Origin of the sequence: Caulobacter sp. 17J65-9 (assembly GCF_010975005.1) — a bacterium.
In the GTDB taxonomy this organism is placed as follows: Bacteria; Pseudomonadota; Alphaproteobacteria; order Caulobacterales; family Caulobacteraceae; genus 17J80-11.
This window is the reverse complement of sequence record NZ_JAAIVC010000054.1, coordinates 1-21,100: the sequence shown is the minus strand read 5'-3', so window position 1 is coordinate 21,100 and position 21,100 is coordinate 1. Positions and strand designations below refer to the sequence as shown.

General features: G+C 70.0%; 24 protein-coding genes and 1 pseudogene. 6 read left to right on the top strand and 19 right to left on the bottom strand.

Features of this window, described 5'->3' with window-relative positions:
* Window positions 1-69 precede the first annotated feature (69 nt).
* Entirely contained in the window at window positions 70-906 is an 837-nt protein-coding gene (locus G3573_RS10430; protein ID WP_163261025.1) for a pirin family protein, read from the bottom strand.
* A gap of 173 nt (window positions 907-1,079) precedes the next feature.
* Here G3573_RS10430 and ychF point away from each other — a divergent pair, with 173 nt between their 5' ends.
* Together ychF and G3573_RS10420 are read left to right on the top strand one after the other, a co-directional pair.
* Window positions 1,080-2,180 carry a redox-regulated ATPase YchF gene (ychF, locus tag G3573_RS10425; RefSeq protein ID WP_163261024.1) on the top strand — a complete coding sequence of 367 codons (1,101 nt, stop codon included), beginning with the start codon at window positions 1,080-1,082 and terminating at the stop codon, window positions 2,178-2,180.
* A 129-nt stretch (window positions 2,181-2,309) separates the two neighbouring features.
* Window positions 2,310-3,077 (top strand): hypothetical protein, encoded by a 768-nt coding sequence (locus tag G3573_RS10420; protein ID WP_163261023.1) that lies wholly within the window; start codon window positions 2,310-2,312, stop codon window positions 3,075-3,077.
* A gap of 77 nt (window positions 3,078-3,154) precedes the next feature.
* Here the strand turns inward: G3573_RS10420 and G3573_RS10415 are convergent, their stop codons facing one another.
* Window positions 3,155-4,807 carry a M28 family metallopeptidase gene (locus G3573_RS10415; protein WP_163261022.1) on the bottom strand — a complete coding sequence of 551 codons (1,653 nt, stop codon included), beginning with the start codon at window positions 4,805-4,807 and terminating at the stop codon, window positions 3,155-3,157.
* A 141-nt stretch (window positions 4,808-4,948) separates the two neighbouring features.
* On the opposite strand from G3573_RS10415, the gene G3573_RS10410 reads away from it, so the two are divergent.
* Entirely contained in the window at window positions 4,949-5,428 is a 480-nt protein-coding gene (locus G3573_RS10410) for a hypothetical protein (RefSeq protein WP_163261021.1), read from the top strand.
* A 6-nt stretch (window positions 5,429-5,434) separates the two neighbouring features.
* Here G3573_RS10410 and G3573_RS10405 read toward each other — a convergent pair whose 3' ends face one another.
* The 8 genes from G3573_RS10405 to petA form a co-directional block, all read right to left on the bottom strand.
* The gene (locus G3573_RS10405; RefSeq protein WP_163261020.1) at window positions 5,435-7,069 is read right to left on the bottom strand and encodes a M28 family metallopeptidase; all 1,635 of its coding nucleotides are present in this window, start codon (window positions 7,067-7,069) and stop codon (window positions 5,435-5,437) included.
* A gap of 256 nt (window positions 7,070-7,325) precedes the next feature.
* A complete protein-coding gene (locus G3573_RS10400; protein WP_163261019.1) occupies window positions 7,326-7,997 on the bottom strand; it encodes a DUF6796 family protein in 672 nt (223 codons plus the stop codon).
* Between the two features lie 19 nt (window positions 7,998-8,016).
* Entirely contained in the window at window positions 8,017-8,544 is a 528-nt protein-coding gene (locus G3573_RS10395; RefSeq protein WP_163261018.1) for an adenine phosphoribosyltransferase, read from the bottom strand.
* A 52-nt stretch (window positions 8,545-8,596) separates the two neighbouring features.
* Window positions 8,597-9,010, bottom strand: coding sequence for a hypothetical protein (locus G3573_RS10390; RefSeq protein WP_163261017.1), 414 nt, complete (start codon window positions 9,008-9,010; stop codon window positions 8,597-8,599).
* A gap of 47 nt (window positions 9,011-9,057) precedes the next feature.
* Entirely contained in the window at window positions 9,058-9,942 is an 885-nt protein-coding gene (locus tag G3573_RS10385) for an S-methyl-5'-thioadenosine phosphorylase (RefSeq protein WP_163261016.1), read from the bottom strand.
* A gap of 76 nt (window positions 9,943-10,018) precedes the next feature.
* Window positions 10,019-10,882 (bottom strand): cytochrome c1, encoded by an 864-nt coding sequence (locus tag G3573_RS10380; RefSeq protein WP_163261015.1) that lies wholly within the window; start codon window positions 10,880-10,882, stop codon window positions 10,019-10,021.
* Between the two features lie 5 nt (window positions 10,883-10,887).
* Window positions 10,888-12,216: a cytochrome b/b6 gene (locus G3573_RS10375; RefSeq protein ID WP_163261014.1), complete on the bottom strand. Its 1,329-nt coding sequence runs from the start codon at window positions 12,214-12,216 to the stop codon at window positions 10,888-10,890.
* Between the two features lie 11 nt (window positions 12,217-12,227).
* On the bottom strand, window positions 12,228-12,770 hold the full coding sequence (gene petA / locus G3573_RS10370; protein ID WP_163261013.1) for a ubiquinol-cytochrome c reductase iron-sulfur subunit: 543 nt from the start codon (window positions 12,768-12,770) through the stop codon (window positions 12,228-12,230).
* Between the two features lie 168 nt (window positions 12,771-12,938).
* On the opposite strand from petA, the gene G3573_RS10365 reads away from it, so the two are divergent.
* The gene (locus tag G3573_RS10365) at window positions 12,939-13,388 is read left to right on the top strand and encodes a tRNA (cytidine(34)-2'-O)-methyltransferase (protein ID WP_163261012.1); all 450 of its coding nucleotides are present in this window, start codon (window positions 12,939-12,941) and stop codon (window positions 13,386-13,388) included.
* Between the two features lie 165 nt (window positions 13,389-13,553).
* Here G3573_RS10365 and G3573_RS10360 read toward each other — a convergent pair whose 3' ends face one another.
* The gene (locus tag G3573_RS10360) at window positions 13,554-13,781 is read right to left on the bottom strand and encodes a DUF1653 domain-containing protein (RefSeq protein ID WP_163261011.1); all 228 of its coding nucleotides are present in this window, start codon (window positions 13,779-13,781) and stop codon (window positions 13,554-13,556) included.
* 118 nt (window positions 13,782-13,899) lie between these two features.
* On the opposite strand from G3573_RS10360, the gene hemF reads away from it, so the two are divergent.
* The gene (gene hemF / locus G3573_RS10355; RefSeq protein ID WP_163261010.1) at window positions 13,900-14,772 is read left to right on the top strand and encodes an oxygen-dependent coproporphyrinogen oxidase; all 873 of its coding nucleotides are present in this window, start codon (window positions 13,900-13,902) and stop codon (window positions 14,770-14,772) included.
* 189 nt (window positions 14,773-14,961) lie between these two features.
* Here hemF and G3573_RS10350 read toward each other — a convergent pair whose 3' ends face one another.
* Genes G3573_RS10350 through G3573_RS10330 form a run of 5 tightly spaced genes read right to left on the bottom strand, consistent with a single transcriptional unit; the run spans window position 14,962 to window position 18,524 of the window.
* Window positions 14,962-15,660, bottom strand: coding sequence for a type 1 glutamine amidotransferase (locus G3573_RS10350; protein ID WP_163261009.1), 699 nt, complete (start codon window positions 15,658-15,660; stop codon window positions 14,962-14,964).
* Window positions 15,657-16,061, bottom strand: a complete 405-nt coding sequence (locus G3573_RS10345; RefSeq protein ID WP_163261008.1) for a DUF3052 domain-containing protein — start codon at window positions 16,059-16,061, stop codon at window positions 15,657-15,659. The genes G3573_RS10350 and G3573_RS10345 overlap by 4 nt, the downstream gene beginning before the upstream one ends.
* Window positions 16,058-17,248 carry a CCA tRNA nucleotidyltransferase gene (locus G3573_RS10340; protein WP_163261027.1) on the bottom strand — a complete coding sequence of 397 codons (1,191 nt, stop codon included), beginning with the start codon at window positions 17,246-17,248 and terminating at the stop codon, window positions 16,058-16,060. The genes G3573_RS10345 and G3573_RS10340 overlap by 4 nt, the downstream gene beginning before the upstream one ends.
* 23 nt (window positions 17,249-17,271) lie before the next feature.
* Window positions 17,272-17,943, bottom strand: coding sequence for a CoA pyrophosphatase (locus tag G3573_RS10335; protein WP_163261007.1), 672 nt, complete (start codon window positions 17,941-17,943; stop codon window positions 17,272-17,274).
* A complete protein-coding gene (locus G3573_RS10330; protein ID WP_346427367.1) occupies window positions 17,940-18,524 on the bottom strand; it encodes a DUF1285 domain-containing protein in 585 nt (194 codons plus the stop codon). Before G3573_RS10330 ends, G3573_RS10335 begins: the two co-directional genes overlap by 4 nt.
* A 59-nt stretch (window positions 18,525-18,583) precedes the next feature.
* On the opposite strand from G3573_RS10330, the gene G3573_RS10325 reads away from it, so the two are divergent.
* On the top strand, window positions 18,584-19,576 hold the full coding sequence (locus G3573_RS10325; RefSeq protein WP_163261006.1) for a MoxR family ATPase: 993 nt from the start codon (window positions 18,584-18,586) through the stop codon (window positions 19,574-19,576).
* Between the two features lie 57 nt (window positions 19,577-19,633).
* Here G3573_RS10325 and G3573_RS10320 read toward each other — a convergent pair whose 3' ends face one another.
* From G3573_RS10320 to G3573_RS10310, 3 genes and pseudogenes are all read right to left on the bottom strand, one after another.
* Window positions 19,634-20,137 carry an N-acetyltransferase gene (locus G3573_RS10320; RefSeq protein WP_163261005.1) on the bottom strand — a complete coding sequence of 168 codons (504 nt, stop codon included), beginning with the start codon at window positions 20,135-20,137 and terminating at the stop codon, window positions 19,634-19,636.
* A 192-nt stretch (window positions 20,138-20,329) separates the two neighbouring features.
* Window positions 20,330-20,800 (bottom strand): translation initiation factor 2, encoded by a 471-nt coding sequence (locus G3573_RS10315; protein ID WP_205598183.1) that lies wholly within the window; start codon window positions 20,798-20,800, stop codon window positions 20,330-20,332.
* Window positions 20,801-20,908: 108 nt separating this feature from the next.
* A pseudogene (locus tag G3573_RS10310) lies at window positions 20,909-21,100 on the bottom strand (enoyl-CoA hydratase); the annotation flags it as partial.

Sequence of the window (21,100 nt, the reverse complement as noted above, 5' to 3'; positions counted from 1 at the left end):
CTTCCGTCGCGCCAGGGCGAGCCCCCTCCACCACCCTTCGGGTGGTCCCCCTCCCCCAAGGGGGGAGGATTAGAACCGGCCGGCCCGGAAGTCCTCGAACGCCTGCTGCACTTCTTCGCGGGTGTTCATGACGAACGGGCCGCCCCAGGCCACCGGTTCGCGGATCGGACGGCCGGCCAGCACCAGGAAGCGGGCCGGCCAGTCGCCGACGCTCTCCGCCTTGATGGTGTCGCCCTCGCCCAGGAAGGCGGCGCCGAGCGCCGAGACGGTCTGGCCGCCGACGCTGACCGCGCCGTCGAACACCACCAGCATGGCGGAGCGGTCGGCGGGGACCGGCTCTTCGAACGCCGCGCCCTGTGGCAGGGTCACGTCGAAGTAGAGGGCGTCCACCGCCCCGCCCGACACCGGCCCCGCCGTGCCCTGCGCCGTGCGGCCGGCCACAACCTTCACCGCGGCGCCGCCGTCGCGCGTCTCGACCGGGATCAGGCCTGCGTCGAACTCCTGGTAGGCCGGCGCACTCATCTTCAGCTCGCGCGGCAGGTTCACCCACAGCTGGAAGCCGCTCATGCGCCCTTCGGCCTGCTCCGGCATTTCGGAGTGGACCAGGCCCTTGCCCGCGCGCATCCACTGGATGCCGCCGGTCTCGATCACGCCCGCATTGCCCTGGTTGTCGGCGTGGCGCATGCGCCCTTCGAGCATGTAGGTGACGGTCTCGAAGCCGCGGTGCGGGTGGTCGGGAAAGCCGCCGACATAGTCCGACGCCTCGGCGGTGTCGAAGTAGTCCAGCATCAGGAACGGATCGAACATCTGGGCCTCGGGCGTGCCCAGGATGCGGGTCAGGCGCACGCCCGCCCCGTCGGACGCGGCCATGCCCTTGACCACCTTCAGCACCGCGCGTTCAGCCATTGTCGACGCCTCCAACTGCAAACTCGAAACGATATCTAACGCAGTTGCCGTTCTTTCCAAGTGCCGCGCCCCGGACGTGCGAACCGTCGCGTTGCCCCGGAAGGCGGAAACGGCCATATAGCGCGCCGACATCCGCGGCTTCCTCTGACGGCCGCACGCATCCCGAGACGTTCATGGCCCTCAAAGTCGCGATCGTCGGCCTGCCCAACGTGGGCAAGTCGACCCTGTTCAACGCCCTGACCCAGACCGCCGCCGCCCAGGCCGCCAACTATCCGTTCTGCACCATCGAGCCGAACGTGGGCGACGTGGCCGTGCCGGAGCCGCGGCTGGAGAAGCTGGCGGCGATCGCCGGCTCCAAGGAGATCATCCCGGCCCGCATCAACTTCGTCGACGTCGCCGGCCTGGTCCGCGGCGCCTCGAAGGGCGAAGGCCTGGGCAACCAGTTCCTGGCCAACATCCGCGACTGCGACGCCGTGGCCTTCGTCACGCGCTGCTTCGAGGACGACGACATCACCCACGTCGAGGGCCGGGTCGATCCGCTGTCCGACCTGGAGATCATCGAGACCGAGCTGATGCTGGCCGACCTCGAGAGCCTGGAAAAGCGCGTCCCCAACCTGGAGAAGCGCGCCAAGGCCGGCTCCGACAAGGAGAGCGCCAACACGCTTCGCCTGGTGAACCTGGCGCTGGACCAGCTGCGTGAAGGCCGCCCGGCTCGCGCCGCCAAGGTGTCGAAGGAAGACGACAAGGCGTGGCGCATGCTGCAGCTGCTGACCGCCCAGCCGGCCCTGTACGTCTCCAACGTCGACGAAGGCTCGGCCTCGGACGGCAACAAGTACTCGGCCGTGATCGCCGAGCGCGCCGCCCGCGACAACGCCAAGGCCGTGGTCATCTCGGCCAAGATCGAGAGCGAGATCGCCCAGCTGGACGAAGCCGAGCGCGTCGAGTTCCTCGAGACCCTGGGCCTGGAAGAGCCGGGCCTGAACCGCCTGATCCACGAGGCCTACGCCCTGCTGGGCCTGCAGACCTACTTCACCGTGGGTCCGAAGGAGGCGCGCGCCTGGACCATCCACGTGGGCGACACCGCCCCGCAGGCGGCCGGCGTGATCCACACCGACTTCGAGAAGGGCTTCATCCGCGCCGAGACCATCGCCTATCCGGACTACGTCCAGTTCAAGGGCGAGAACGGCGCGAAGGAAAACGGCAAGATGCGCTCGGAAGGCAAGGAATACGTCGTCAAGGACGGCGACGTGATGCACTTCCGCTTCAACGTCTGAGCCGACACCAAATCGGTTCGTGCGACGGCCGCCCCCACGGGCGGCCGTTTTGCTTTGCGGTTACCGACAGTTGCAAAGCGTGGCCGTTCTCCCTGATTGTCGCGACGCTCGCAGTCTGGGGGGACTGAAATGTCAGTGCGTACCATCGTGATCGCCGCGGCCTTGCTGGCGGCGAGCGCCGCCGCCGCTCAGGAAGCGCCCGCGCCCATGGCCGACCCGAAGGCGCCCGTTCCGCCGGAGCTGATGGAGGCCCTGGTCCCGGCCGGCCCTCCGGAGGCGGTCTCGGTCGGTCCGATCACACGGGGCGCGCGGCTGGTGGTCATGCCCGTGCGCCACGGCATCACTGGCGTACTGAAAGAGGACGCTGTCTCCCTGCGGCGGTTTTCGGAGCCGAAGATCCTGCCGGCCGGCTCCAAGATGTTCGGCGTGCCCATGTCCGGCGGTTACGGCGCGCCTGCACAGGTCCTCTGGTGCGCGCCGGAACGGGCCGTCAACCGCAAGGGTGAGCCCCATTGGACCGGCGTCTGCATATGGGGCTCGGTCTGGATCGAGACCTGGGCCAGCCTGTTCGTCACCTACATCGCCTTCGACCAGCACGCTCCGGGCGTTCAGAAACGGCCGCAGATCGATCGCCAACCGGTCGACTTCGGCGCGCCGATGGACCTCGTCTTCACCTTCACCGAATGGGACAAGACTGATGCTGACGTCTTCGTCAGCGTGCAGTTCGAGGGCGGCTCCGCCTCGCTGGGCAACCACAGCGTCAAGCGCGAGGCGGACGGCACCGCGCACCTGAAGCTGTTCGGCGGCGAACTGCTGCTGAAGCCGGGCTCCGACCGGCGCCACGCCGTGGTCGAGGTGATCAAGCCGATGAGCCAGCCGGCCGTCGTGGAGTTCTGAACCGCCGCCGAGGGCCAAACGAAAAACGCCCGCCTCTTTCGAGGCGGGCGTTTCCGTTTTCAGGCTTCAGCCGTCGCTTACTTCTTGCGCGCGGCGTCCGACTTGTCGCGGATCGGCTTGAACTCGGAGCCGGTCTTCCACTGCGACCAGCGCTCGGAGTTGGCCAGGCCCAGGCCGATCTGGCGCAGCATGTCCAGATCCTGCACCGCGCCGCTCCAGTCCCAGTTCGGGTTAAACTCGTCGTCCGGCTGGTGGTAGCGCTTGGTGTTGTACTCCTCCGAGGCCTTCTTGCCGGCTTCGACGCCGCCGTTGACCAGGTCCTCGCCCGAGCCGGCGTAGAGCATCGGCACGCCGCGCTTGGCGAACGGGAAGTGGTCCGAACGGTAGTAGTGGCCGGCTTCCGGCGAGGATTCCGCCACGATCACGCGCTTCTGCTTGGCGGCGACGCGCTGCAGGTCGTCCTGCAGGTCCGACTGGCCGAAGCCGACGACTTCGACGTCCTTGGTCGGGCCGTTGGTCGGCAGGCCGTCCATGTTGAAGCCGGCGACGGTGGTCTCCAGCGGGTACACCGGGTTAGCGGCGTAGAATTCCGAGCCCAGCAGGCCCTTCTCTTCGGCCGTGTAGGCGATGAACACGATCGAACGGTCCGGACGCGGGCCGGCGGCGAACACGCGGCCCAGCTCGATCAGGCCGGCGGTGCCGGACGCGTTGTCCAGCGCGCCGTTGTAGATGTCGTCGCCGTTGGCGTCGGCCACGCCGCGGCCCAGGTGATCCCAGTGCGCGCCGTAGATGATGGTCTCGCTCGGACGCTTCTTGCCCGGCAGGCGGGCGATCACGTTGTGCGTGACGGTCTTGTCGGCCTGCACGGCGAAGTCGGTCGAGAACGAGGCGTTCATCGGCACGGCCTTGAAGCCCTTGGTGTGGGCGGCGGCGCGCAGCTGCTCGAAGTCGAGGCCGGCCTGCTGGAACAGCTCGACGGCGCGGTCACGCTGGATCCAGCCCTGCACCGGCGCGCGCTCCTTCATCGGGTCGGCGCGGACGATGTCGAACTGCGGGGCCGACCAGGAGCCCTGGACGGTGGCCCAGCCGTAGGAGGCCGGCTTGGTCTCGTGGACGATGATCACGCCCGCGGCGCCCTGGCGGGCGGCTTCTTCGAACTTGTAGGTCCAGCGGCCGTAGTAGGTCATGGCCTTGCCGCCGAACAGACCGCCGAGGTCCGCTTCGAAGTCGGGGTCGTTGACCAGGACGACGGCGACCTTGCCGTGCATGTCCAGGCCCGCATAGTCGTCCCAGCCGCGCTCCGGCGCGTGCACGCCGTAGCCGACGAAGACCAGCGGCGCGTCCTTCAGGGTGACATGGTCGACCGGCTGCTGGGTGCCCAGCACGATCTCGGTGCCGTAGGCCAGGTCACGGTTCCAGCCGGCGCCGGCCTTCACCGAGGCGGTCACCGGACCGGCCTTCTGGGTGCGCAGCAGGGTCACGTCCTGGAACCAGGAGCCGTTCGGGCCGCCCGGCTGCAGGCCGGCGGCTTCGAACTGCTTGGCGATGTAGGCGATGGACTTCTCTTCGCCCGGGGTCGCCGGGCCGCGGCCTTCGAACTCGTCCGACGACAGCACCTTCACGTGCTCGGCGAGCTTGGCGGCGTCGATCTGCGGCTGGCTGGCGGCCAGCGCGACGGTGGCGGTGGAGGCCATAAGGACGGCCGCCACGGCGACGGAGATACGCTTCATTGGTTTCCTACCCCGACGAATGACATCATCTGGCGGCGGACTATACAGGTGGACGCCCAGCGGTCGAGGTGGTTCTCCGGAACGCGGGAACCTGCGCGCGCGCGCCGCAGTTCACCCCTTCGGGCTGAAGGGGGTTATCCGTTGAATCCGCTGAAACATCCGAGCGCCTTCGGTTTCCGCAAGGGCATCGAATTCTCCGTCACCCCGACGGGGCGCCTGCTCGACGTCGCCGTCGACGCCGCCGCCCGCGGCGCGCCGGGCGTGTACGTGGCCTGGCTGGAGCCGCGCGGCGCCGCCCTGAAGGTCGGCGCGGCGGCGACCAGCGTCTGGGACTGCTGGGCCCATGCGCTGAAGCTGATGGAGGCCTGCGACGGCGGCGAGGCGCTGTGCGGCGACGCCTGGAGCGACCGGGCCGCCCTGGTCCAGGCCGCCGCCGGCCAGAAGGTCGGCGTGTGGTGGAAGACCGCCTGCTGCGGCCGCATCGACTACGCCGAGGAAGAAGGCTTCGCGCCGGTGTCCCTGGCCGAGGCGGAGGAGCGGTTCCTCAGCTGGTACTACCACCCGGTGTTCGGCCGCGCCCCGGTCGAGCGTGGCCTGCCGGAAATCCTGGCGACGGACTGAGGGCGCCTACCTCCGCTCCGCCGCCGTGGCGTCCCTCGCCGCCTTGAACGCCGCGTCCGCCCGCCACTGCGGCCAGCGGGGCGAGTTCGCGAGGTCCAGGCCGATCAGGTAGAGCAAGCTGACGTCCTCGGCCGCCCCGCGCAGGTCCCAGTCGGGGCTCCATTCGTCGTCGGCCTGGTGGTAGCGGTTGCGCCCGTAGTCATCGACCATGGCCTTGGACTTGGCCGGGTCGTCGATGAAGTCGTCGCCGCCGCCGGCGTACAGCATCGGCACGCCGCGCTTGGCCAGGGGGAAGTGGTCGGAGCGGAAGAAGCCGCCAGCCTCCGGCGTCGAGTCCGGCACCACCACGCGGTTCTGGGTCTTGGCCACGCGCGCCAGGTCGTCCTCCAGGTCGGTCTCGCCCGACCCGACCACGCCGATGTCGCGCGTACGACCGGCCACGTTCAGGGCGTCCATGTTGAAGCCCGCGACCGTCATGGCCAGCGGATAGACCGGGTTCGACGCGTAGTACTCCGAGCCCAGCAGGCCGCTCTCCTCGGCGGTGAAGGCGATCAGCACGATCGAGCGCTCCGGGCGCGGGCCCGAGGCGAACAGGCGGGCCAGCTCGATCAGGGCGGCCGTGCCGGTGGCGTTGTCGACCGCGCCGTTGAAGATGGCGTCGCCGTTGGCGTCCGGCGCGCCCACGCCCAGGTGGTCCCAGTGGGCGGTGTACAGCACGTACTCGCCCGGCCGTTTCGCGCCGGGCAGCAGGCCGATGACGTTGTTGCTCTGGATGGTCGAGGTCGCCACGTCGAAGGCCGCCGACAGGCTGGCGTCCTTCAGCACCACGGGCCGGAAGTCGCGCGAGCGGGCCCTGTACTTCTCCGCCTCGAAATCCAGGCCGGCGCGCTTGAACAGCTCAACCGCCGTGTCGCGCTGCAGCCAGGCTTCGAGCGGGATGCGCTCCTTGTCCGGATCCTTGCGCACAATGTCGAACTGCGGTCCCGACCAGCTGTTCTTGACCGTGTTCCAGCCGTAGGAGGCGGGCCTGGTCTCGTGGACGATCAGCACGCCCTCGGCCCCGCGACGGGCGGCCTCCTCGTACTTGTAGGTCCAGCGGCCGTAATAGGTCATGGCCTTGCCGCCAAAGGTGTTCAGCGCCGGGTCCTCGAAGTCGGCGTCGTTGACCAGGACGACGGCGATCTTCCCCTTCAGGTCCTGGCCCTTGTAGTCGTCCCAGCCGCGCTCGGGCGCGCTGACGCCGTAGCCGACGAACACCAGGGGCGCGTTCCTGATGTCGACGCGCTGGGCCGGCCGACGGGTCGACATGACGATCTGCTCGCCCTGGGTCAGGGCCTGCGACCAGCCGCCGACCTGCAGGCGGGCGGTCGGATTGCTCACCTCGAAGCGGCGCAGGGTCACCGGCTGCACCCACGCGCCGTCCGGCCCGCCGGGCTGGAAGCCGGCCCTGGCGAACTGCTGAGAGACGTAGGCGATGGTCTTCTTCTCGCCCTCGGTGCCGACGCCCCTGCCCTCGAAGCTGTCGTCGGCCAGGATCTTCACGTGGGCGGAGATGGCGGCCGGGTCGACCGGCGTGTCGGCGGCGAAGGCCGGCGGCGCAGCCAGGGCCAGCAGGAGGGCGGCCAGGGCGAGACGCTTCATGGGCGGACCTCGGCGACGACGGGCGTGAACTATCGCCCGCGACGGCGCCACCGTCGAGGCGAGCTCAGGCTCCGTAATAATCGCCGTGGCGGCGGCTCACGCCTGCAGGGCGGCGCAGATCAGGGCCAGCGCGCTGAAGGCGACGAACAGGCGGTCGAGCGGGGTCAGGGTCGTCATGGCGACGCTTGTGCCGCACCCTGGAGGCGGAAACCGGCCGCGATCGGGGCGAAACCATGTCGGTTTCGTTACGGCCCCGTCAGGCGCGCGGCCGGCGGCAGGTGGCGATCGAGACGGCGAAGAACACGCTCATGGCCAGATTGAAGCCGCCGCCGACCAGGACCGCGCCCAGCGGCGCCGGGACCCAGACTGCGGTCTCCAGCAGCGGCATGACCAGCACCGGGTTGAACAGCGCCGTCCAGCGCGGCCACGAAGTCCGGCCGGCCGCCACCAGGACGAACAATGCGATCGCGGCCGGATAGCCGGCGGTGTAGGCGATGGCGAACAGCACGTCGGTATAGCCGCCGATCGCGTCCCTCAACGGCGCCAGGGCGGGGTCGGCGGCGGCCGCGCGGATCGCCAGGGCGTAGGCGCCCCAGGCCGCGTGAATGCAGGCGCCGGCGATAAACAGCAGGGCCGCGCCGAGGCTGACCGCGACCCGCGCCCAGGCCGGCGCCGGAGCCATGCGCCAGAACAGGTGCGCGCACCCGATCAGGTAGCCGAGGCCGGCGAACGGGGCGACGGCGCCGCCGAGGATCAGCCGGGTCGCCGACGCCCGGGCGGTGGTCTCGGCCAGCACGGCCTGCGCCCCGCCGCCGAAGCGGCCGAAGAACAGCATATCGCCGGCGAACAGCAGCAGCGCGCCGGCCAGGCCGCACAGCCCGGTGACGAAGATCGCGCGGGGAGCGGGCGCCCGCTCGAAGACGGTCATGCGCGCCTCTGAAGGCGGCTCAGTGCCCTTCGAAGGCCACCAGGGTGGAAACCGGCACGCCCATGGCGCGGATGCGCTCAGCCCCGCCCAATTCCGGCAGATCGACCACGAAGCAGGCGGCGGCGACATGGGCCCCGGCCTGGCGCAGCAGCTTGATCGCCGCCTCGGCCGTGCCGCCGGTGGCGATCAGGTCGTCGACCAGCATGACCTCTTCGCCCGCCCGCACCGCGTCCTGGTGCATCTCCATGGCGTCGACGCCGTATTCCAGCGCGTACTCCACCTGGATGGTCTGGTGGGGCAGCTTGCCCTTCTTGCGCAGCGGCACGAAGCCGGCCGAGAGCTGGTGCGCCACCGCCCCGCCCAGGATGAAGCCGCGCGCCTCGATGCCGGCCACCTTGGCGATCTTCTGCCCCGCGAACGGCTGCACCAGGGCGTCCACCGCCTGGCGGAAGGCGCGCGGATGGCCCAGCAGGGTGGTGATGTCGCGGAACATGATCCCGGGCTTGGGATAGTCCGGGATGGTGCGGATGGCGTCGCGCAGGTTCATGTATCGCTTCCTACCCCCTCTCCACGCGCGCAGGCGAGAGGGGTCACGTTGTTCAACCGGGGTCTGGTCGCCGCCGCGCTGGAACGAGCCAGGCACGTCCGCGCTCGTCGCGCTCCAGGCGACCGACAAGCAAACCCTCGTCTCCCACGGCCGGCGTCTGTGCGTCGCAAGACGACCAAACCTCCCCGACTTCGATGCGGAGTTGCTCGATCTGGGGCACGTCGGGATCCGGGACGAACTCCGCCACAAGGGTGCAGTCGTAGCAGCGGCCGTTGATGAAGCCGGATGTCGGCTTCAGTTCGTAGCTGGCGATCCGGGCCCGCACGGCGATTGAATCAGCGGCGGCCCAGTCCGGCGCTTCGTGATGGAAATAGTAGAACGCATACGGCGACCGGATGCGGCAGGCCTCGGCCCCGGTCGCAAAACTCATCGCCATCGCCACCACGGCAATCGAAATTTTGAGCATCGCCCGTCTCGCCCAGGAATCTGCCGGCAAAGGGTCTAGGAGAGGACTTAACTGCGGCTCAACACCCGCCCGGCCACCACGTCTAGCTTGCGCGCCAGCTCCGGGTCGCGGGCGTGCGGCGGGGTGATGATGGCGTGCTCGAGCGCGGTGTCGGCCGGGACCGCCGTGCGCGGGCCCTTCAGGCCCCTGGCCAGCCGGCCGACCAGGTCACGGGCCTTGGCGGCGTTGGCCAGCAGCACCTCGATGACGTGGCTGACCTCGACCGGCCCGTGCTCGGCGTGCCAGCAGTCGTAGTCGGTGACCATGCAGACCGAGGCGTAGGGCAGCTCCGCTTCGCGGGCCAGTTTGGCCTCGGGCATGTTGGTCATGCCGATCACCGAGCAGCCCCAGGACCGGTAGAGCTCGCTTTCGGCCCGGGTGGAGAACTGCGGGCCCTCCATGGCCAGATAGGTCCCGCCCTCCACGACCGGCGCGCCGGCCGCGCGGGCGGCGGTGGCGGCCAGGCCCGCCAGGCGCGCGCACACCGGATCGGCCACCGAGACGTGGGCGACCAGGCCCTCGTCGAAAAAGCTCTTGGTCCGGGCGAAGGTGCGGTCGACGTACTGGTCGACGATCACGAAGGTCCCGGGCGGGAGGTCCTCCCTCAACGAGCCCACCGCCGACAGCGACAGCACGTCGGTCGCGCCGGCCCGCTTCAGGGCGTCGATGTTGGCGCGCCCGTTGACGCCGGACGGCGTCAGCCGGTGGCCGCGGCCGTGGCGGGGCAGGAAGACCACCTTCACGCCCTCGATCTCGCCGAACAGCAGGTCGTCGGACGGCAGGCCCCAGGGGGTGTCCACCCGGCGCCACTCGCGCTTCTCCAGCCCGTCGATCTCGTAGACGCCGGAGCCGCCCAGGACGCCCAGCACCCACTCCCCGCCTCGATCGGCCATGGTCCCTCCGGACAAAGAAAAAGCCCGCCGGCGCGGGGCCGGCGGGCTCATTCCTAGAGCAAAGCTCTACCAGACGTCAGTGGGCGATGCCGCGCCAGATCCGACGGTAGGAGGCGTAGGTCAGCCCGGCGAACAGCGCCAGGAAGATCATGACGGCCACGCCGGTCTGCTTGCGCTCGGTCGCCTTCGGGTCCGAGGCCCAGGCGATGAACGCCGAGACGTCCTTGGCCTGCTGCTCGAGCGTCGACTTGGTGCCGTCGTCGAAGGTCACCTGGCCGGCCGTCAGCGGCTGCGGCATGGCGATGAAGCCACCCTTGGGGGTGTGCTTGTGGTCGCCGTGCCAGGCCGAGGTCAGGTCGCCCGGGAAGTACGGGTTGTAGTGCTGGTTGTTACCGACGTGCAGACCGGCCGGCGGATTAACGTAGCCGGTCAGGATCGAGTAGATGTAGCGCGCCCCGCCGTGACGGGCCTTGGCCATGACCGACAGGTCCGGCGGCGCCGCGCCGCCGTTGGCGGCCGCGGCCGCCGTGGCGTTCGGATACGGCGACGGGAAGCGGTCGGCCGGGGTGGCCTTGCGCTTGATCGGCTCGCCGGTCTCGGAGTCGATGTCGTCGACTTCGTACTCGGCGGCGATCGCCTTCACGTACGGGTTGTCGTTCGGGTTGTGCTTGAACTTCGGATCCCAGAACGGACCGGTTTCCTGACCCAGGTTGCGGAACGACATCAGGTTCATCGAGTGGCAGGCCGAGCAGACCTCCCGATAGACCTTGTAGCCGCGCTGCAGCTGGGCCTGGTCGAACTTGCCGAGCGGGCCTTCGAAGCTGAAGGGCACTTCCTTCGGGTGTTCCGCGCCGCCCGAGGCGAGGGCCGGAGCCGCCGCGCCCACGAGGGCGAGAGCGGCCACGCCGGAAGCGAGGGTTTTAACGACAGAGAGCTTCATCGAGCTCAACCCTTCTTTTCGGCGTCGGCGACCGCGCCGGTCGGGACGGAACCGTGGCCAGACAGCACCGGGCTGGAGATCGACTCCGGCACCGGCAGCGGGGTCTCGCGCAGGCCCACCCACGGCATGATGATCAGGAAGAACGCGAAGTAGTAGAGCGTCAGCAGACGCGACAGCCACAGGTACGAGTTCAGGTCGCCGTCGAAGAGCTGGAACGTCTCGATGCCCGGGATCAGCTGATCGGTCGGGGCCTTCGCACCGCACCAGCCCAGCATGAAGGCCACCAGCACGAAGATGAAGAAGAACCAGCGCATCGCCGGGCGGTAGCGCATGGAGCGCACCTTCGACGTGTCCAGCCACGGCAGCACGAACAGCAGGCCGATCGAGCCGAACATCACCAGCACGCCCAGGAACTTGTCCGGCACGGCGCGCAGCATGGCGTAGAACGGCAGCAGGTACCATTCGGGCACGATGTGGGCCGGGGTGACCAGCGGGTTGGCCGGGATGTAGTTGTCGGCGTGGCCCAGAGCGTTCGGGTTGAAGAACACGAACACCGCGAACAGCATCAGGAACAGGATGATCGCGAAGCCGTCCTTCACCGTGTAGTACGGGTGGAACGGAACGGTGTCGCGCGAACGCTGCTCCTGCGGGATCAGGATCCCGACCGGGTTGTTCTGGCCCGCGGCGTGCAGCGCCCACAGGTGCAGCACCACGACGCCGGCGATCACGAACGGCAGCAGGTAGTGCAGCGAGAAGAAGCGGTTCAGCGTCGGGTTGTCGACCGCGAAGCCGCCCCACAGCCAGGTGGTGATCGATTCACCCACGATCGGGATCGAGCCGATCAGGTTGGTGATCACGACGGCGCCGTGGAAGGACATCTGACCCCAGGGCAGCACGTAGCCCAGGAAGGCGGTGGCCATCATCAGCAGGAACAGCACCACGCCGAGGATCCAGATCATCTCGCGCGGGGCTTTGTACGAGCCGTAGTACAGGCCGCGGAGCATGTGGATGTACACGGCCAGGAAGAACATCGAGGCGCCGTTCGAGTGGATGTAACGGATCATCCAGCCGTGACGGACGTCGCGCATGATGTGCTCGACGCTGGCGAACGCCAGGTCGGCGTTCGGCGTGTAGTGCATGACCAGCACGATGCCGGTGACGATCTGGATCACCAGGCACAGGGCCAGGATGCCGCCGAAGGTCCACCAGTAGTTCAGGTTCTTCGGGGTCGGGATCGTGGCGTAGTCAGCCGCGAAGCGGATGATCGGCAAGCGGGTGTCGAGCCAGCGCTCGAAGCCCGTCTTGGGCACGTAAGTGGATTCGTGTTCGCTCATGATGGTGCGCCTTAGCCGATCTTGACGCGGGTGTCGGTCAGATAGGCGTAGTCGGGAACCGCGAGGTTCTTCGGAGCCGGCCCCTTACGGATGCGGCCCGAGGTGTCATAGACCGAGCCGTGGCAGGGGCAGAACCAGCCGCCGTACTCGCCGGCGCCGAAGGTCGGAACGCAGCCCAGGTGGGTGCAGGTGCCGACCAGGATCAGGAACTGCTCGTGGCCCGCCTTCACCCGATCCTCGTCCTTCTGAGGATCCTTCAGGTCGGCCATCGGCGTCTTGCGGGCGGCTTCGATTTCCGCCGGGGTGCGGTAACGCACGAACACCGGCTTGCCGCGCCACTTGATGGTGACCTGCTGGCCCTCGGTGACCTTGGTCAGATCAAATTCGATCGACGCCAGGGCGAGCGTGTCGGCCGCGGGGTTCATCTGGTCGATCAGCGGCCAGGCGAACATCGCCGCGCCGCCGACCGCCGCCGCGCCGGCGGCGATGTGGATGAAGTCCCGCCGGGTGGGCTCCTGCCCCTCCGGGTTGGGGTTCACGACCGTTTCGGCCACTTGATCACCCTTTCGAGCTCGAGCCGCGCTCAGGCGGCCCAGTCACTAACAAAGTTCTCGAGCCCGATCCTTGGGTCAGCCCTTGCGGCCGTACACCGCCGGGCGCTTTAACCAAGCCGGACGGCGCGCGGACGAACCCCCGGATCGCGCGTTGGGCATGGCCTTAGAATGCGTCTCGCGCTTTTTCAACCTGACATTCCGCAAAACTTGGGGGCCGCGATCAGGCTGAGCGCTTGCCTGGGCGTCCCCCTCGACGTGATCGAGCCCTGCGGCTTCCCGCTGGGCGACCGCGCGCTGAAGCGGGCGGCCATGGACTACGGCGGCGCGGCCGACGCGAAGCGTTGGGATTCCTGGGAGTCCTACCGGGCGGCGCGGCCCGAGGGACGACTGCTGCTGTTCACCACCCGGGCGGCCGAGCCGTTTCACCGATTCGAGTACCGCCGGTCGGACATTCTGCTGTTCGGCCGCGAGAGCGCGGGCGTCCCCGACGAGGTGCACGCGGCCGCCGACGCGCGCCTGTTCATCCCGATCCGCCCCGAAACCCGCTCGTTGAACGTGGTCACCGCCGCGGCGCTGGCGCTCGGCGAGGCCTTAAGGCAGGTGGACGGCTACCCGTAGATCTCCCCCCGAGCGAAGCGCTGGGGGGAGCAGGCGGCTGAAAGCCGCCGTGGGGGGCTCCAGCGGAGTGCGAGGCATCCGCTGCAATCGCCCCGTCGCGTCAAGCTGGAGCCCCCTCCACCGCTTCGCGGTCCCCCTCCCCCACCGCTTCGCTCGGGGGAGGATCTAGGCCTCCTCGCCGCCCAGCGGCTGAAACCGCAGACGACCGTCGGGCAGGCGGCCGTAGAACAGCTCGGCCGGCCGCACCCAGGGCGCGCGGGCGTGCGGCCACAGGTGTTCGTAGACCACCATGGTCTCCTCGGTCTCCGAATGGCGCGCCTCGAAGAGGAACCGATAGAGCCCGCCCTTGTAGTGACGGTGGCTCGCCAGTCCGAGCGCTTCGTGTTCGTCCATGCCGTCCTCCTGCCGCCCCCCCCGAATGCCGGGCGCCGGATTGCGCCGCAAGCCCGCCCTGTCGACTACGTATCGTCACGGGGTGGCTCGCGGTCTCAGGCCCCGCTATTGAGCCCCCATGACCGATCCCGCCGTTCTGGAAGACCGTAAATTCAAGGCTCGCGCCTGGTTCGAGACCCTGCGCGACCGCATCTGCGCCGAGTTCGAGCGCCTGGAGGACGAGGCCCCCGCCCACCTCTACGGCGAGACCGCCGGCCGGTTCGAGCGCACGCCGTGGGTGCGCGAGGGCGGCGGCGGCGGCGTCATGTCGATGATGCACGGTCGCCTGTTCGAGAAGGTCGGCGTGCACGTCTCCACCGTGCACGGGACCTTCTCGCCGGAGTTCGCCAAGACCATTCCCGGCGCCGACGAGGACCCGCGCTTCTTCGCCACCGGCGTCAGCCTGATCGCGCACATGCGCTCGCCGCGCGTGCCGGCGGTGCACATGAACACCCGCTTCATCACCACCTCGCGGAGCTGGTTCGGCGGCGGCGCCGATCTGACCCCGCTGCTGGCGTACCAGCGCGACCAGGAAGCCCCCGACGCCCAGGCCTTCCACTACGCCCTGAAGGGCGCGTGCGACCGCTACGACCCGGAGTGGTATCCGCGCTTCAAGAAGTGGTGCGACGAGTACTTCTTCCTGCCGCACCGCAACGAGCCGCGCGGCGTGGGCGGCATCTTCTACGACCACCACGACAGCGGGGACTGGGAACGCGACTTCGCCTTCACCCGTGACGTCGGCGAAGCCTTCCTGGCGGCCTATCCGCAGATCGTGCGCGGCCGCATGAACGAGGCCTGGACCGACGCCGAGCGCGAGGAACAGCTGATCCGCCGCGGCCGCTACGTCGAGTTCAACCTGCTCTACGACCGCGGCACCCTGTTCGGCCTGAAGACCGGCGGCAACGTCGACTCGATCCTGAGCTCCATGCCGCCCGAGGTGAAGTGGCCGTGAGGAAATAGATCTCCCCCCTCTGGGGGGAGGAGCCGACCAGAGGTCGGCGATGGGGGGCTCCAGCGGAGCGCGCGCTCTCAGCCTCAGCGACCGGTCGGCGCGACGGACGCCGCTCACTCCGCTGGAGCCCCCCACGGCGGCTTGCGCCGCCTGCTCCCCCCAGCGCTGACGCTCGGGGGGAGATCTTGCTCACCGCCCCGCCAAGAACCCTCTGATCCACGCCCCCACCCGCGCGCGGTCGTCGGGCGCCTTGAGGCTCTCGACCGCGCGGTCGGCCTCCTCGTGGGTCAGGCGGGTGCCGCGGCGCTTTTCGACGAGCGCCGTCGCGTAGGCCGGCTCGAACTCCGGGTGGAACTGCATGGAGATGGCCGGCTGGTCGTCGTAGGCCAGCATGGCCATGGGCGCGAAGTCGCTGGACGCGATCACCCGCGAGGCCGGCGGCAGCTCCACGACCTGGTCCTGGTGCGAGACCGGAATGGCGATGGTCCTGGCGTCGTCCATCCAGCGCTCGCGGGCGTGGACGTCGTAGCGGTGCAGGCCCACGCCCCAGCCCTTGTCGGACTTCACCACCCGCCCGCCGAACGCCTCGGCCATGACCTGGTGGCCGAAGCAGACGCCGACCAGCGCAGCCTTGCCCTTGGCCTCGTTCAGGAAATCCATCAGCCGGGCGATCCAGGGATCGCCGTCGTAGACCCCGGCCGGCGAGCCGGTGACCAGATAGGCGTCGTAGGCGTCGATCCGGTCCGGATAGACCCCGTCGGCGGCCGCATAGGTCTTCCAGGCGTAGGCGTCCTCGCCCAGCAGCCGGCGCAGCATGGCCGGGTAGTCGCCGTAGGTGTCGCCCAACGGTTCCGGCGGCGTGCCGGTCTCCAGAATGCCGATCTTCACGTCTTGCGCCTCAGGAACTTGAGCCCCGACCAGTCCGCGTCCACCGCGCAGACCTTCACGTCCACCCAGCCGGTCGGCAACACCACCTCGCGCAGCCCGTCCTCGGTCAGGTCCACGAACAGCTTGGAGCTCTTCTTGGGCCACGAGATCCAGAGCGCGCCGCCTGAGGCCAGGGCCGCCAGCGCCGGCTGGATCCGCGCTTCGAGCGCGGTCCGGTTGCGAACGAACAGCCAAACCATGGCGAGGTCGTGGCCGCCTTCCGCCGCGCGCGCGCCCTCGGGCAGCGGCTCGGCCAGGTCGCGCCAGTGCGGCGGCGGATCGATGACGCCCATCGCCTGGCCGGGCTTCAGGCCCAGCTTGGCGATCACCGACTTGCCGGAATAGCCGACCGCCACGCTCACGCCGCCGCCTCGCGGGCCAGGGCCTCAAGGCGTTCACGCGCGCCGTCTTCGGGGAAGTCGTGCTCGACCCACCAGTCCTCGGTCTGGCGCAGCAGCCGGCCCACGGCCGGGCCGTGCGGCACGCCGGCGGCCTTGGCGTCGGCGCCGCCTAACGGAAACCTGGGCGCATTCCAGCTCGCGGCGAGGTCCAGCAGGGCCTGCGCCGGGCGAGAGTCTTGCGGGCTTTCGGCCCAGGCGCGCTTCACCCGGTCGGTGAAGGTGCGCGTCCCCAGCCGGTAGATCGCCGCGCGCGCGGCGGGTTCGGACATGTCGAGGTTCACCGCCGGGCCCGACGGCAGGGCCGCGACCAGCCGGTCTCGCTGGGCGTTGGACATCCGCAGGTTCTCGGCCAGCGAAGCGTCCAGCTCCGGATCGTCCGGCAGCAGGGCCGACAGGCGCAGCTCCGGATCGGGGTCGATCGACACCATGGCCTCGAAGCGGGCCAGATTGGCCTCGACCGGCACGGCCGCGGTCCAGACGCCTGTCTCGACCATCAGCCGCACGGCCGTGCGCGGGTCGGGCGCGGACAGCAGCTTCAAGAGCTCCTTGGAGATCCGCTCGGCCGACAGGGTGTCGATGCCCTTGGCCAAGGCCGCGCAGGCGGCCAGGCCCACGGCGTCGGGCTCGCCACGGCCGTACCAGGCGAAGAAGCGGAAGAAGCGCAGGATGCGCAGATAGTCCTCGCGGATGCGGGTCTCGGCGTCGCCGACGAAGACGATGCGGCCGGCCAGGGCGTCCTCGACCCCGCCGCCGGCGTAGTCGTGCAGCCGTCCCTCGCGGTCGGCGTAAAGCGCGTTCAGGCGGAAGTCGCGCCGGGCCGCGTCCTCGGCCCAGTCGGTGGAGAAGGCGACCACAGCGCGGCGGCCGTCGGTCTCCACGTCGCGACGCAGGGTGGTGATCTCGAACGGGTGGTGGTCGGCGATGGCGGTGACCGTGCCGTGCTCCACGCCGGTCGGCACGGCGCGCAAGCCCGCGCGCTGCAGCGCGGCGATCACCTGCTGCGGGGTCAGGACGGTGGCGATGTCGACGTCGTCGGCCCCGCGGCCCATCAGGGTGTTGCGCACGCAGCCGCCGACGAAGCGGGCGCAGTCGGGCCCGCCGGCCGCCTCCAGGGCGTCCAGCACCGCGCGCGTTTCCGGCGCCGTCATCCAGGGCTGGGGTTCGATCCGAGTCACGAGGCCGAGGTTCGCGTTTCCGGCGCGGAGATCAACCCGCCCTCGTCGCTATAGAGCCGGTCGTAGAGCGCGCGCAGCATGCCGGCGGTGGCGCCCCAGATGAACCGCTCGCCCCAGGGCATGGCGTAGAAGTAGCGCCGGCGCCCCTCCCCCGCCTCGTAGAACTGGCGCTGGTGGTTGGCCGGATCCATCAGGAAGGCCAGCGGCGTCTCGAACACGTCGGCGACCTCGGCCGGATTGGGCTTAAGTTCGAAGCCCGGGCGCACGAAGGCGACCACCGGGGTGACGATATAGCCGGTCACCGTCTCGTAGCGGGCGGACAGGCCGACCGGCTCGACGAAGCCGCGGTCCAGGCCGATCTCCTCCTCCGCCTCGCGCAGAGCCGCCTCGACCGGGCCCTCGCCGGGATCGAGCCGGCCGCCCGGAAAGGCGATCTGGCCGGTGTGGCTGGACAGGGTGTCGGACCGGCGGGTGAGGATCACCTGCAGACCGTCGGGCCGCTCGACCAGCGGCACCAGGACGGCGGCGTCGCGCAGCAGCCGCTTGCGCTCGCCCCTGAGCTCCGGGTTCAGGTCGAAGTCGGACCGGTCGGCGACCATGGCCGGGTCCCAGCCGTCCAGCGGGTCGAGCCGCTCCAGGAGTTTGGCGCGCACCTCGGCCGGGGTCATCGGTGCGCTCCGGGCGGCGCGAGCGGGAAGAACCGGCCGTGCGAGGTCACGCCCAGCTGCGGCCCCTCGGAGGTCTGGCGCTCCTCGGCCATCTCGACCAGCTCGTAGAAGACCGGCCGCTCGATGCGCGCCTCCAGCCCGCGGCGCACGTGGACGTAGGGCGCGGGCTCGCCGGTCACCGGATCGGTCTCGACGCGGAGCGGGTCGTCGGGGCCGGCCTCGACCTCGTCGCCGACGTCGGTGGTGAACACCAGGGCGCCGTCGCGGCGGTCGACCCGCACGGCCCGGAACGGGCTGTCCTCGACGGAGATCTTCAGCTTCTCGACCGGGGTGACGAGGTGGAAGCCGTCGGGATCCTTGCGCAGCACGGTGGAGAACAGGCGCACCAGCTCGGGCCGGCCGATCGGCGCGCCCTCGTGCAGCCAGGTCCCGTCGCGGCGGATGACGATGTCGATGTCGCCGCAGTGGGCCGGATTCCACAGGTGGACCGGCGGCAGGCCGCGTTTTTCCCCCGTCGCGCGCGCAGCCTCGACTAAGGCGCCGAGGCCACGTTTATCGGATTTTTCCACCCGCTCGGTCACAAGCGCTTCCCGTGAAGCTTGTTCTGCTACATTCGCTAGAGTTCGTTTGAGGTAAGCGCATGCACCCGGCGAGGGAAGCGCCTGACGACAAGATCGCCGCCTTCGAACGGGCGAGCCAGGGGCTCGAGGCCGCGCGCAAGGCGTTGCGCGGCGTCGTGTTCGGTCAGGACGGCGCCATCGAACTCGCCCTGGCGACCGTCGTCGCCGAAGGCCACGCGCTGGTGGTCGGCGCGCCGGGCATGGCCAAGACCCGCCTGATCAAAGCTTTGGGCCGCGCCCTGGGGCTCAGCTCCGGGCGCATGGAGTTCCATCCCGCCCTGGGCGTCGACGACCTGGTCGGCCGCGAGGTGGTCGAGGAGCGCGCGCTGGGTCCGAAGTCGCGCTGGGCCGCCGGCCCGCTGTTCACCCACCTGCTGCTGGCCGACGAGATCGACCGCGCCGCCCCGGCTGTCCAGGCCGTGCTGTTCGAGGCCATGCACGAGCGCCGCGCGACGGTGGGCGGCCTGCGCCACAACATCACCGGCCCGTTCCACGTGTTCGCCACCCGCGGCGCGCAGGGCCCCGGCCCGCATCCGCTGTCCGAGAGCCAGGTCGACCGGTTCATGGTGCAGGTCGACATGACCTACCCCGACCGCGAGGAAGAACGCCGCGTGCTGCTGGAGACCGGCGGCCGCGACGAGACCGACGTGACGCCCGCGCTCAGCCCCGACCGCCTGTTCGAGGCGCAGAAGCTGTCGGCGGACCTGCCCGTCGGTCAGAAGATCGTGGAATCCATCCTGGAGCTGGTGCGCCGCGCCCGCCCCGACGATCCGGCCGCGCCGCCGGTCGTCACCGAGGCGGTCGAATGGGGTCCCGGCCCTCGCGCCGGTCAGGCCCTGATGCGCCTGGCGCGCGCCCGCGCCCTGGTCGAGGGCCGGGTCAGCCCGTCCATGGCCGACGTCAAGGCGCTGGCCCTGCCGGTGCTGAAGCATCGCCTGGTGCTGACCGACGCGGCGCGCCGGCACGGGATCACCGCCGAAGAAGTGGTCGGCACGCTGACCGCGCGCCTTTAGAGCGCGATAGCCGAAAGTGGACGCCGGTTTCGGCGGCGATCGCGCTCCAAACCTGGCTCAGCCCTTGGAAACCGGCCCCGCCAGCGACGCGGCTTCAGCGTCGAAGTCCAGCACCAGCACGCGGCGCTGATCCACCGGGCCGGGCAGACGCACGTCCGGCGCGCGCACGAAGCCGAAGCGCCCGAAGTACGGCTCGTCGCCGACCAGCAGCACCGCCCGCCAGCCCTCGGCGCGGGCGGCCGCGCAGCAGGCCTCGACCAGGGCCGCGCCGACGCCTTCGCTGCGCCAGGCGCGCTCGACCGCGATGGGGCCCAGGAACACCACCGGCGTCTCGCCGATCCGCACCGGCCACAGGCGCACGGTGGCGATCGCCTCCCCGTCCGCGTGGGCGACAAAGCTGAGCGAGGCGACCGGCGCATTGCCCTCGCGCAGGCGCTCGGCGGTCTTGGCGAACCGGCCCGGGCCGAAGGCGTCGGCCACCAGCGCGTCGACGCGCGCGGCGTCGGCGGCGGTCTCGAGGACAAGGGAGAAGGCGACGGGCGCCGCGGCCGGCATACTCATGATCGAACACTCTCAAAGCGCCGCCGCTTTTCGATCATCGCGCGCCTCGACGAAGTCGCGCACATACGAACGGCGAGCCTCGCCGTCAAAGGCTTTGTCAGCGCACCCGGAGGCGGCCGGGACGGCGCCCGGAAACGAAAAACGCCGCCCGGTTTCCCGGGCGGCGCTTCTTGTCAGGGCCGATCCTTGAGATCAGGCGCCCGGCTGGGCCGCCGGAGCCGGAGCGGCTTCCGCGGTCGGGGCCGGAGCGGCGACCGGGGCGGCGGCCACGGTCTTCTTCGGCTCCAGCTTCACGATGGCCGGGTTCGGGGTCAGGTCGAGCATGGCGCCCGAGGCGACGTCCACGCCGGCGCCGATGACGCCGCCGACCAGCACGTTGCCGGCCATGCCGGCCGCGCCGCCGCCGGCGATCTTGTTGGTCACGACCACGGTCGCGGTTTCATAGCCGTCCTTGGTGATGGTGGCCGTGAACTCCGACTTGCGCGGCATCTTGATGGCGCACGGCGTCGACGGGCACTGGTGGCCGTGCGAGGTGGTCACCTGCGCGCCGACCGGATCGGTCTGGACTTCCCAGGCGGTGTTGGTGCCGCGCGTGACGGTGGCGCAGGCGGACAGGCTGGCGGCGGCCGCGACGGCCACGGCGATACGAACGACGGATTTCAAGGTATTCCCCCAGGATAACATCAGTTGCAGGAGCGCCCCACACGCTCTGCGCGCGACTAAAAGCAGGATTCTGGAAAAAGAAAAGCCAAGCTTTGCGCCGGTGAGGATTTAGACCTTGGAAAAGTCGGGCGCGCGACGTTCGGCGAACGCAGTAAACGCCTCGCGCGCCTCGGCGCTCATCAGTCGTTCGCCGAAGACGGCGCCCTCCGACTGCATGTGGGCCCAGATCGCCTCGCCGTCGCGCATCAGCCGCTTGGTGGCCGACAGGGCCCCGCCCGGGCGGGCCGCGAGCGCCGCGGC

Excerpts from the sequence above, each read along its gene's own strand:
- G3573_RS10430 (WP_163261025.1), bottom strand. The coding sequence starts at position 906 with ATGGCTGAACGCGCGGTGCTGAAGGTGGTCAAGGGCATGGCCGCGTCC.
- ychF (WP_163261024.1), top strand. The coding sequence starts at position 1,080 with ATGGCCCTCAAAGTCGCGATCGTCGGCCTGCCCAACGTGGGCAAGTCG.
- G3573_RS10420 (WP_163261023.1), top strand. The coding sequence starts at position 2,310 with ATGTCAGTGCGTACCATCGTGATCGCCGCGGCCTTGCTGGCGGCGAGC.
- G3573_RS10415 (WP_163261022.1), bottom strand. The coding sequence starts at position 4,807 with ATGAAGCGTATCTCCGTCGCCGTGGCGGCCGTCCTTATGGCCTCCACC.
- G3573_RS10405 (WP_163261020.1), bottom strand. The coding sequence starts at position 7,069 with ATGAAGCGTCTCGCCCTGGCCGCCCTCCTGCTGGCCCTGGCTGCGCCG.
- G3573_RS10400 (WP_163261019.1), bottom strand. The coding sequence starts at position 7,997 with ATGACCGTCTTCGAGCGGGCGCCCGCTCCCCGCGCGATCTTCGTCACC.
- G3573_RS10395 (WP_163261018.1), bottom strand. The coding sequence starts at position 8,544 with ATGAACCTGCGCGACGCCATCCGCACCATCCCGGACTATCCCAAGCCC.
- G3573_RS10390 (WP_163261017.1), bottom strand. The coding sequence starts at position 9,010 with ATGCTCAAAATTTCGATTGCCGTGGTGGCGATGGCGATGAGTTTTGCG.
- G3573_RS10385 (WP_163261016.1), bottom strand. The coding sequence starts at position 9,942 with ATGGCCGATCGAGGCGGGGAGTGGGTGCTGGGCGTCCTGGGCGGCTCC.
- G3573_RS10380 (WP_163261015.1), bottom strand. The coding sequence starts at position 10,882 with ATGAAGCTCTCTGTCGTTAAAACCCTCGCTTCCGGCGTGGCCGCTCTC.
- G3573_RS10375 (WP_163261014.1), bottom strand. The coding sequence starts at position 12,216 with ATGAGCGAACACGAATCCACTTACGTGCCCAAGACGGGCTTCGAGCGC.
- G3573_RS10365 (WP_163261012.1), top strand. The coding sequence starts at position 12,939 with ATGCGTCTCGCGCTTTTTCAACCTGACATTCCGCAAAACTTGGGGGCC.
- G3573_RS10360 (WP_163261011.1), bottom strand. The coding sequence starts at position 13,781 with ATGGACGAACACGAAGCGCTCGGACTGGCGAGCCACCGTCACTACAAG.
- hemF (WP_163261010.1), top strand. The coding sequence starts at position 13,900 with ATGACCGATCCCGCCGTTCTGGAAGACCGTAAATTCAAGGCTCGCGCC.
- G3573_RS10340 (WP_163261027.1), bottom strand. The coding sequence starts at position 17,248 with ATGACGGCGCCGGAAACGCGCGCGGTGCTGGACGCCCTGGAGGCGGCC.
- G3573_RS10335 (WP_163261007.1), bottom strand. The coding sequence starts at position 17,943 with ATGACCCCGGCCGAGGTGCGCGCCAAACTCCTGGAGCGGCTCGACCCG.
- G3573_RS10325 (WP_163261006.1), top strand. The coding sequence starts at position 18,584 with ATGCACCCGGCGAGGGAAGCGCCTGACGACAAGATCGCCGCCTTCGAA.
- G3573_RS10320 (WP_163261005.1), bottom strand. The coding sequence starts at position 20,137 with ATGAGTATGCCGGCCGCGGCGCCCGTCGCCTTCTCCCTTGTCCTCGAG.